The organism is Novosphingobium sp. 1529 (assembly GCF_040544855.1).
In the GTDB taxonomy this organism is placed as follows: domain Bacteria; phylum Pseudomonadota; class Alphaproteobacteria; order Sphingomonadales; family Sphingomonadaceae; genus Novosphingobium; species Novosphingobium capsulatum.
In genome coordinates, this window is the sequence record NZ_JBEPKW010000025.1 from 1 (window position 1) to 9,754 (window position 9,754).

The 9,754-nt window shown below is 50.8% G+C and carries 8 protein-coding genes and 1 pseudogene; 8 read left to right on the top strand and 1 reads right to left on the bottom strand.

Annotation, left to right across the window (positions count from 1 at the left end; translation table 11 throughout):
* Nucleotides 1–461: 461 nt before the first annotated feature.
* The 8 genes from ABIC78_RS21160 to ABIC78_RS21195 all read left to right on the top strand — a co-directional run bounded on the left by ABIC78_RS21160 (nucleotide 462) and on the right by ABIC78_RS21195 (nucleotide 8,926).
* Nucleotides 462–1,193: a WecB/TagA/CpsF family glycosyltransferase gene (locus ABIC78_RS21160; protein ID WP_354491886.1), complete on the top strand. Its 732-nt coding sequence runs from the start codon at nucleotides 462–464 to the stop codon at nucleotides 1,191–1,193.
* 221 nt (nucleotides 1,194–1,414) lie between these two features.
* The gene (locus tag ABIC78_RS21165) at nucleotides 1,415–2,422 is read left to right on the top strand and encodes a glycosyltransferase family 4 protein (RefSeq protein WP_354491900.1); all 1,008 of its coding nucleotides are present in this window, start codon (nucleotides 1,415–1,417) and stop codon (nucleotides 2,420–2,422) included.
* A 22-nt stretch (nucleotides 2,423–2,444) separates the two neighbouring features.
* On the top strand, nucleotides 2,445–3,911 hold the full coding sequence (locus tag ABIC78_RS21170; protein ID WP_354491888.1) for a lipopolysaccharide biosynthesis protein: 1,467 nt from the start codon (nucleotides 2,445–2,447) through the stop codon (nucleotides 3,909–3,911).
* A 66-nt stretch (nucleotides 3,912–3,977) separates the two neighbouring features.
* Nucleotides 3,978–4,940, top strand: a complete 963-nt coding sequence (locus ABIC78_RS21175; protein WP_354491890.1) for a glycosyltransferase family 2 protein — start codon at nucleotides 3,978–3,980, stop codon at nucleotides 4,938–4,940.
* A 7-nt stretch (nucleotides 4,941–4,947) separates the two neighbouring features.
* Entirely contained in the window at nucleotides 4,948–6,303 is a 1,356-nt protein-coding gene (locus ABIC78_RS21180) for an O-antigen ligase family protein (protein ID WP_354491892.1), read from the top strand.
* A gap of 3 nt (nucleotides 6,304–6,306) precedes the next feature.
* Nucleotides 6,307–7,380, top strand: coding sequence for a hypothetical protein (locus ABIC78_RS21185; protein ID WP_354491894.1), 1,074 nt, complete (start codon nucleotides 6,307–6,309; stop codon nucleotides 7,378–7,380).
* The gene (locus ABIC78_RS21190) at nucleotides 7,377–8,423 is read left to right on the top strand and encodes a glycosyltransferase family protein (RefSeq protein ID WP_354491896.1); all 1,047 of its coding nucleotides are present in this window, start codon (nucleotides 7,377–7,379) and stop codon (nucleotides 8,421–8,423) included. Before ABIC78_RS21185 ends, ABIC78_RS21190 begins: the two co-directional genes overlap by 4 nt.
* Nucleotides 8,420–8,926, top strand: a complete 507-nt coding sequence (locus ABIC78_RS21195; RefSeq protein ID WP_354491898.1) for a serine O-acetyltransferase — start codon at nucleotides 8,420–8,422, stop codon at nucleotides 8,924–8,926. The genes ABIC78_RS21190 and ABIC78_RS21195 overlap by 4 nt, the downstream gene beginning before the upstream one ends.
* A gap of 47 nt (nucleotides 8,927–8,973) precedes the next feature.
* Here the strand turns inward: ABIC78_RS21195 and ABIC78_RS21200 are convergent.
* A pseudogene (locus tag ABIC78_RS21200) lies at nucleotides 8,974–9,660 on the bottom strand (IS3 family transposase); the annotation flags it as partial.
* Nucleotides 9,661–9,754: the final 94 nt, after the last annotated feature.

The following is a 9,754-nucleotide window of genomic DNA, read 5'->3' on the forward strand; positions in this document are numbered from 1 at the left end:
ATATCAGTCCATGCCATTGGTCACACCATCTTCTCGCAAGGACGGCGTGAATCACAACATACTGGTATCGCTCAACAACTTTCGGATCGGGCTCTAACTCCAAGCGATCCAGTTTTCCGGGATCAGATCATTACGACTGGCTCAGCGGCTGGTTCGCCGTCATAAAACACCAAATTGCAGACATAGCGCCTCATGCAATCGCAAATTTATGCTGCGGTGCGGCAATCTTTTTCCCTTTAATATCCGTAATTTAGCAATAAGTCCTTGCGTGACAAAGCGCATATGCTAACGTTCCGGACATTCACTCGAGAGTATCGTAAACGAACTAGCGCTCACGCTTACTTTCACTTATGCGAGCATGTGATTTTATGATAGGCGTAGTATCACTTCTAAGCGCATCTCCTTCCGATCGCTATCTGACTAAGACTGCAGCCGGAATTCCGGCGACACGCGTCCTAGATGTGCCTGTCAGCATTTTAAACATACAAACTGCAGTGTCGATAATTCTGAATTGGAATTGCCAACGGAGTGCGCAATACATTTGTGTGCGCGATGTCCATGGCATCATGCGCGCACAAGATGATCCGGACCTGCTAAAAATCCATGATAACGCTGGCCTGATTACCCCTGACGGCATGCCCCTTGTGTGGCTCTCACGAGCACGCGGACACAAGGGTGTAGACCGAGTCTGCGGCGCCGATTTGGTAGCAGCCCTATGCGACGCTTCGCAAAAAACCGGAGCACGCCATTACTTCTACGGCGGCAAGCCTGGTGTTGCCGAACGCATGGCAGCCGAGCTCCAATCTCGTTATCCGGAAATGCAAATCGTGGGCATGAGTACTCCGCCATTCGGTGCCATGACACAAGAGGAAGACCGCGCCGCTACTGAGGAGATTTCAGTCACAAGGCCAGATATTGTTTGGGTTGGCCTATCCACACCAAAGCAGGAATATTGGATGCGGGACCATGTCGGGCGCATTCCCGGCGCAACGCTCATTGGTATCGGCGCCGCATTTGACTTTTACGCGGGCGATGTGAAGCGCGCGCCAAACTGGATGCACAGATCGGGCTTGGAATGGCTGCACCGCCTATTGAGCGAACCACGCCGGCTTTGGAGGCGCTACCTTATTCTGGCACCCAAATTTGTCCTTTTACTGCTTCACCGTTGGCTTAAGAGCAAAAGCGTGAACTGATAGCGAAGCTTCCAATCGATCGACTATTGAGGCGAATTGGCTATTCCAATCCGCCTCTTTCATTTTAATTCTACATAAAATTTCACAAAAGCGCCCGTCGACATTCAGTCCGATAGCGAATCGAGGTTTGCATGCAGTCGTCACAACACACAGCCACCGTGTGTCATATTTCACCCTTGGGCAGTACCAAAGGCGGGATTACAACCGTCGTGACGAATTACATGCACTCTACTAATTGGCCCGTGCAATTTTTATTCGTGGAATCACATCGAGATGGGAATGCCCTTCAGAAGGGAATACATGCCCTTCGCGCATTGGCCAAGACTCTTACGTTACGACTCACACGTCAAATTGACATCATACAGATTCATATCGGCGATTTTCCGAGCATTTATCGAAAGATGTTGGTAGCTTTACCGCTAATGATAATGCCCCGCAGCAAAACTATTCTACATGTTCACGGCGCCGCCTTTTTAAACGAATATGCCCAGCAGCCGAAGTGGGCTCAAGCACTTGTCCGGCGCTTTATCCAGCGCTTTGATTTGGTAATCGCCCTCTCAGAAAAATGGCGCAGCGATCTACAAACACTTTTCCAAATCAAGTCAATTCTTGTCCTGCCCAATGCGGTCAATGTTCCGGAACAACCACCCGAACGCGACCTGTCTACAGAACGAAAATTTCTGTTCCTAGGCCACATCGGCTCGCGCAAGGGAGTTTTCGATCTGCTTAACGCAACGCAAAAGATGGAAAGCGATAACACACCATTCTCGCTAAAAATTGGCGGTAACGGCGAGATTCTGAAGCTAAATGCGGCGATCGACCAGGCCGCCCTCGGCAACAAAGTCAGCTACTGCGGCTGGGTTACGGGGAGGGTCCGAGACGAAGTCATGAACCAATCACATGTGCTAGTCCTGCCATCTTATGCCGAAGGCGCGCCAATGTCGATCCTCGAAGGCATGGCCATGGGCATGCCTGTCATTTCCACCCGGGTGGGGGCCATCCCTGAAATGGTACAGCATGGAAAAAATGGCTTCTTGATCGAGCCGGGCGACATTGATGGCCTGATCAAGGCAATGACCATATTGTCGCAAGACGAAAAACTTTGCAGAGCGATGGCTATAAATTCACACACAATTGCCAAAGAATATTTCTCACTTACGGCACATGAAGCAATGCTTCACAATGCATACAATAATTTGCTGTGCCATAGCGTAGACAAATTTCAATAAATATTGACCGCTTGATTTGAAATTGAATAGATGGAGAATTTTTATTTCCACCCTTTCAACCCAGAAGATGGCGTCTAGTTTTGCATGGTCATCTTTAGAAAACGGCGGCGCTCAATTAGCGCAAGTCGCGGTATTTTTTGTTGCCGCGAGGATACTACAGCCTGAAGATGTTGGCCACGCCAGCCTTGCATTGATCTTAAATCAAGCTTTTCAATCCATTATTTCCACGAGCATTAACGGCTACATCGTTAGCCTAAGCGATAAAAGCAGCAAAGATGCGGAAACTTGTGCTTTTTGGCTTTCTGTGGCTTTTGGCATTCTACAGCTATTGGTTACCGCCGCAGTCTCTGCCGTTTATTGGAGACTAACGGGTAAAATTCACTTGCCGCTACTCTATTTGGTTGCGGCCACCACCAATCTAGTAGTCTCTTTGGGCATCGTGCAACAGGCGTGGATGACACGCGCATTAGCGATGCGATCACTGGCTATACGGACCCTGTCCTCCGTTGCGATCGCTGGCTGTTGCGGGATTGGAATGGCGGTTGCAGGTTTTGGCGCCTATGCCATCGTATTGCAAACACTGCTACAAGCCATGATTGGTACCACGCTGCTGTGGATTTTTTCCAACTGGCGTCCTGGCCTGGCGGTGAGCGCAAGCGGAGTACGGGATGTATACCGCTTCACTCGCCACATGGTCGCCACTGGCATACTTAATTTCAGCGTCAGCAACGCTGACATGGCCATCGTCGGCACCATACTGGGCGCACATTCTGCGGGCGTCTATGCTGTGGCGCGCCGCGCACTATTCGCCTTCAATGGCATTATCTCCACCGCTCTCTCCCAAGTATCATTGTCCGTTTTCGCTCGTATGCGTGACGGAAACAGTGAGGATTTTGAAAGTCGCTTCCTCAAGGTCATAAGCCTCACCTCAATCGTAACAGTCCCACTGTTTTTTGCATTGTCCGGGCTTTCGAAGGCTTTCATACTGATCCTATTTGGGCCTAAGTGGCTAGAAGCCGCCACAATTATGGCTGTTCTAATGCCGTTTGGAGCGCTGCAATCTCTGGGAGTCTACAATCAATCCTTCGTGATCGTGTCAGGGCGTCCAGACCTACAGACCAAGCTGGCCGCGATCTATGCGGCTGTCACTATTCCATTACTGGCATTGACCGCCCAGTTCGGCCTGCTGGCTTTGGCTCTAAGCTATACGCTGCGTGCCTATGCGATGTTCCCAATGTCTATGGCACTAGTCACACGCCGCAGCGGCATCTCTCACCGACAGTACTTCCGAGCCATGTCGCCCGCTTTTCTCTGCGGCATGCTGGTCGGCTGCACGGTTTGGGTAGCACAAATCTGGGCAAGTCCCTCACCCTTCCTGCAAATACTAGCTGCAGTATCTGCTGGAACGTGCATTTATTTCCTTTTTCTCATGCTATTTATGCGCAAGACTCTTGCCGGGTTGCAACGACTTGTTGTTAAGCGCATGTAAAATAAGATTTATCTCGAACTTCTTCAGCAATTGAGCAATACACACTACTCACAAGGAATTCTCAAGATGCAATCTGCGACGCCTCACTGTGCAAAGAGAAAAGTCGCATTTTCCATTGTCGTACCACTTTATAATAAGCGGGACTTAATTTCTGAGACAATCGCCGGCGCCTTGCTGCAAACGCATCGTGACTTTGAGTTGATTGTTATCGATGATGGATCGACTGACGGCAGCGGCGAAATCGTTGCTACGTTTGACGACCCTCGCATCCGTTTGATACGTCAAAAAAATCAAGGGGCAGCTGCAGCCCGCAACAGCGGCTGGCTCACTGCACATAACCCATTTGTAGCCTTTCTCGACGGCGACGACCAATGGGACACCGATTATCTAGCAACACTAGCCGAACTCATTTCCGATTTTCCAAACTGTGGCGCATACGCTACCGGGTACCGTCGCCAAGCCCCAGCCGGGCAGACGATACAGAACCGTCTCGAACCGAGTTTGGCACAAAGCGGACGCTGCGTAATTCCTGATTACTTCCTGTCGGCAGCCCGAGGAGATCAACCATTCTACACCTCTAGCGTATGCCTGAGGCATGATGCTATAGGGAAGCTGGGGGGCTTCAGGTCTGGCGTTACCCATGGCGAAGATCTCGACCTATGGGCCCGTTTAGCACTCGAATACCCTATAGCTTTCGACCCCACACCGAAGGTGACCTATCGCATGGATGCATCTAATCGCGCAATGCATAAATGTCCGCCATTTGGCTGGATTTTTCGCGATTACGCACGACAGTTTCGCACAGAACATCCACACGCCCAGCTTTCTCCAGCACTTGACCTCAATATCCAACATATCGAATTATTTCATGCATCTCTGAACCTGTTTTCTTCACCCGGACGCGACGTGAGGAACGCCCTGCGCCGTATAAATTGGTCAAGCTATCCGCTTCGCAAAGGAAAGATCTGGGCAATGAGCTTTTTGCCGCAAACTGTCGGGCGATGGCTACTAACTCGGCTCAGGGGATAAAATCGTCATGGCACAATTCGACACCCTGCTGCAAATCATGCTGTTTTGCTTTTGCTTCAGCATGATGACCTTAATATTACGCCCCATATGGGCCACTATGTACTTGATTTGGTTCCGCGCCACTTTTGCGGTAGCCGCGTATCTGCACATTTCCAGCTTAGCGGGCATGCCATTTTTTGTCCCAGCTTACCTCGCATTGTGGATAGTCATTGGCATACATTATATCGTGATGCAACGAGCGTGGCCCCCCGCTCTTCCGATATTCAGCTACTACATCGTAACGATCTTCATGCTGATTAGCACGTTGGGATTCTTTATTTTTTCGCCCAGTCCACCTAGCAATCTGATCGATACTATGACGAAGCACCTCCTGCCGATTGCCGTATATTTTGGTATATCGGCCGGAATTCGCAACGCTACTGATCTGCAGCGCCTAGCCACCCCGTTGATCTGGACGCTTATTGCTGCACTTTTGGTCGGTCTAATACAGTCCCTTACTGGGTATTCTTATGACTATGCGCACGACTTAATCGTGACGGGCATTCGACCGGTAGGAACAATCATCGATGCAAATGCTTATGGCATATTTCTGTGCCTATGCGCATTCACAATAACTCCTTATGCAATGATGCCCGGCCAGAAACAAATGAAGTTGTTGCTAGCCTTGTTTATCTTGGCAATCTTGCTTTCAAAGAATCGAGGATCTTGGATTGCAGCCATTATTGCTGTGATTATTGGCGTAATGGTATATTCTCGCCATATTAATCTAAAGCGCTTTTTTGGAATGCTACTAGTAGTGACACTCGTTGGATCACCCATTGTAGTACAACGATTTACAGCTTTGAAAGAAGTTGATAAATTTGGTCAATCACAAGACACATTCTCTGAACGAATTAATCAAAGCTCCAAGCTACTTGGCCAAGCATCATTATCACCTATTGTCGGATACGGAGCAGGTTCGGCAGAACAGCCATGGGGCAATGATAAATTATCCCGCCCTCCACATGACGACTATGTACGGATGGTCTATGAGTTTGGCTATCCAATCGCTGTATTGTATATTATATTTTTGTTTGATCAAGCGATACGCGCAACCAGGTTAAAGCGCAGCCAAAACTGGCAATATGGCTTTGGCGCGCTGATGGCAATGGTTTATGTTATAGTTATTTCTTTTACACAAAACTTGCTATTCGACACAATAACTTATGCCATTATCATGCTAATATTAGCCATTACGCATCGCGCAATTCGCATTTCCCATGTGCAACAAAAAAATGATCGCGACTCGGAGTACAGCACGGATGATAGACCAGGCAATCCATCTCATGGAAATTTTCGGACCGCCAATCGGGTCATACGGTGATCTATGAAATACGCTAGCTTTGCGATCATGCTTTTGCTTTTTGCCACGGACGCTGCCAGCCCGCAGCGCTCAGGCGACACGGCTGGTACTACAGCTGACGCGCGTATTCCTGAGTTGTGGTTTTCGGCTAATTCACCATGGAATATCCCGATAACTAGCACTATAAAGACCAGCTACTCCGATGCAGCTATCGCCGCATACGCCGCACGCGGTCACGCAATCAACATGAATTGGGGCAGCGCCGGCGTTTACGTTATCTATGACTATGGCACGGAAAGATCGCATGCTGACCTCGCCTTCAGAGATGGCAACGGGCAGCATTGGGCAATTCCGCATGTTCCAATTTCAAGCACCCTGATCAAAGCGGTAACTTATCGATTGGAGCAGGGGAACACTGATGGCATGACCTGTGTCGTCGATGTGCCCAGCAAGCGCTTTCTCAGTTTTTGGCAGCCGCGAAAGACTGCGAATGGCATTACAATCCGGACCGGCGGCTTTGCTTCTTTCACAGGCCTAGGTTGGTCCCTTGTTGGACGCAATTTGCCCAGTTTGGGTCGTGCAGCCGGGTCGAACTACTGCGGCGGCTTGATCCGTGAGAGTGAGATGCAGCGCGGCACGATTAATCATGCCCTTGCGCTTGCATGGCCGAAAGATCTGATCCGCGCGCCCACGTCTCCTTTTGGCGCGCTACAATACCCCGCCAGCAACACCGACGGCGTCAATATGACGTCGCCAGCTGCAGTTCCGATGGGCGCCAGAATACAGTTGAACCCAGCGCTGGATGACGCAGCCTTGATGCGGCTGGGCTTGACCCGTCCGGCAGATCTGATCATCGGACATGCCCTGCAACGCTATGGCGGCTACATCGTTGATTCGAACACAGCGACGATGGGTGGGTCAGTATATTTCGAAAGCCGTTTCAATTCAGGCGGACGCATCTATGGCGCAACAAATCCTTGGCCACTGGCGATACTCAGTCAGCTTCGTTTCGTGCCCCCTCCCCCACCACAGGGAATGGATTTGACCAGCCCCGCCCTTCTCGCGACAACCGGTAATCCAAGGCAGGACCAAAAATGAAACTTTTCTACTTTCAAGCTCATCACGGAAATTTCGGCGATGCACTGAATGATTGGATTTGGGACGCCCTGCTATCAAATCGTGAGGAAGCTGCCGAAGATGTTTGGCTAAGCGGAATTGGCACCATCCTCAACCACCGCATGCCCCGTGATCGCCGCTGGGTGGTGATGGGTAGCGGTGTCGGCTATGGCTCGCGGCCGGCCGATTTTGGTGGGGACAATTGGGACGTCTTAGCCGTGCGCGGCCCATTATCAGCACGCGTATTGGGGTTGGAACCAAAGAAAGGGATTACCGATGGCGCCATGTTCCTGTCGATCTTGCCAGAGTTGACACCTGAGGCACCGGCCGCCCCACGGAAGGGCGTCGCGTTTATGCCACATTACATGTCGGTCGCTTCCGGTAGATGGGAAGAAGTCTGTCAATTGGCTGGGCTTGACTTCATTCATCCATGCTGGGATACGAAAGATATTCTTGTTAAGCTGCGCTCTGCAGAATTGGTTATCGCTGATGCAATGCATGCCGCCATTGTAGCGGACACACTGCGAACGCCTTGGATTGCTGCGTCACTGAACCCGACGACGGATAGTTTCAAGTGGAATGATTGGTGCTGGTCTATGCAGATGACGCATGAGCCAAACCGCATTCCAGGTAGCACTTTGGCGGATGTGATTAAAGGCAACGCGCTTAGCCTTTACGGGGAGGATATGCTGATACAGCAGGTGACAGCAGATAAGCTGTGCGCCCGGCACGCTGAGCGCTCTCAAGCGGCAGAATCATTATCTACTCAGCTCCGCTACAAGGTCGCAAAACGACTGATACGCGAAGTGGCGGTTGGTGCCGCTAAGATTGAAGCTCGATGCGTATCTAAGCTCGCTGATCGGCGGGTCGAAAGAGCAGCTGAGGTTCTGGGGCGCGTTGCACGTATGGCTCCCACCCTTAGCCAAGACAGCGTATTCTTTGAGAACCGCCAGCGCATGCGCGATGCCCTTCATGTAATGGCCAAGCGCTATGATCTGGCAATTAACAATAAGCTAGCCCTATGACGTTCGCTGAATTTAAAAAAAGTATCCGGGCAGATATAATTGCCAATACCAATAATAGCAAAGGACTCATAATTTGTACCGCATATCGAACCGCGGCCTATTTGCATCGACTATATAATCGCAATCGTTTGGCGGGATTTTTTTGCTTGCCAATATTATTTATATATAAGATAGTAATTGATTATATAATGGGCGTTTACATTCCACCAGAAGCTGAGATTGGCAAAGGGTTAACTGTTTATCATGGCGTCGGACTTGTGGTGCATCCGGCTAGTATCATCGGGGAATACTGTGTTCTTAGGCAAGGTGTAACAATAGGTTCACGCGATGGATCGCAAAATAGCGTTCCCGTTATCGGTTCGAAAGTCTCAATAGGTGCTATGGCGGTGCTTATTGGCAACATTCACATCGGTGATGGCGCCGTCATTGGTGCTGCTTCCGTCGTGTTGGACGATGTCCCGCCTCTGGGAAAGGCAGTCGGCAACCCCGCGTCGATCCGATAACTTAAGATTGATGCGCCCCGGGATTACCGGAGACCTATTTGATCAAATTAAGCAGCCAATGGCTGCTCGTCCAGCCTAGCGTAATAGCAGGCTTCGGCCTCTGCCGGCGGGATGTTACCGATCGGTCCAAGCAAGCGCTTGTTGTTGAACCAGAAAACCCATTTCAGTGTAGCGAATTCCACCGCTTCGAAGGATTTCCACGGGCCACATCGGTGGATCACCTCAGCTTTATAGAGACCGTTGATCGTCTCGGCCAAGGCGTTATCGTAGGAATCGCCTACGCTTCCCACGGATGGCTCGATCCCGGCTTCGGCCAAGCGCTCAGTGTATCTAATTGAAAGATATTGGGATCCACGGTCGCTATGATGGATGAGGCCCCCACGATGAACAGGTCGCCGATCATGGATTGCCTGCTCAAGGGCATCGAGAACAAAGCTGGCGTGGGCAGTCCTGCTGACCCGCCAGCCCACGATATAACGGGCGAAAACATCGACTACGAAAGCCACGTAGACAAAGCCGTTCCAGGTAGAAACGTAAGTAAAATCAGATACCCACAGCCGGTTAGGCGCGGATGCATGGAACTGTCGGTTGACCTGGTCGAGCGGACACGGCGCAGCCTTGTCGCTCACGGTTGTCTTGACCGGCTTGCCGCGGATTACACCCTGCAAGCCCAGATCGGCCATCAGTCGCTCGACCGTGCAACGTGCGACCTTGAAGCCTTCGCGCTGCATTTGCGTAACTGCTCAGGTGGTTGGCAAAAAGGGCTTGCGCGTGGGGGCAGGCGATGATTCAAACTACCCATGGCACCGCCCCCGCTTCATGTCCTGA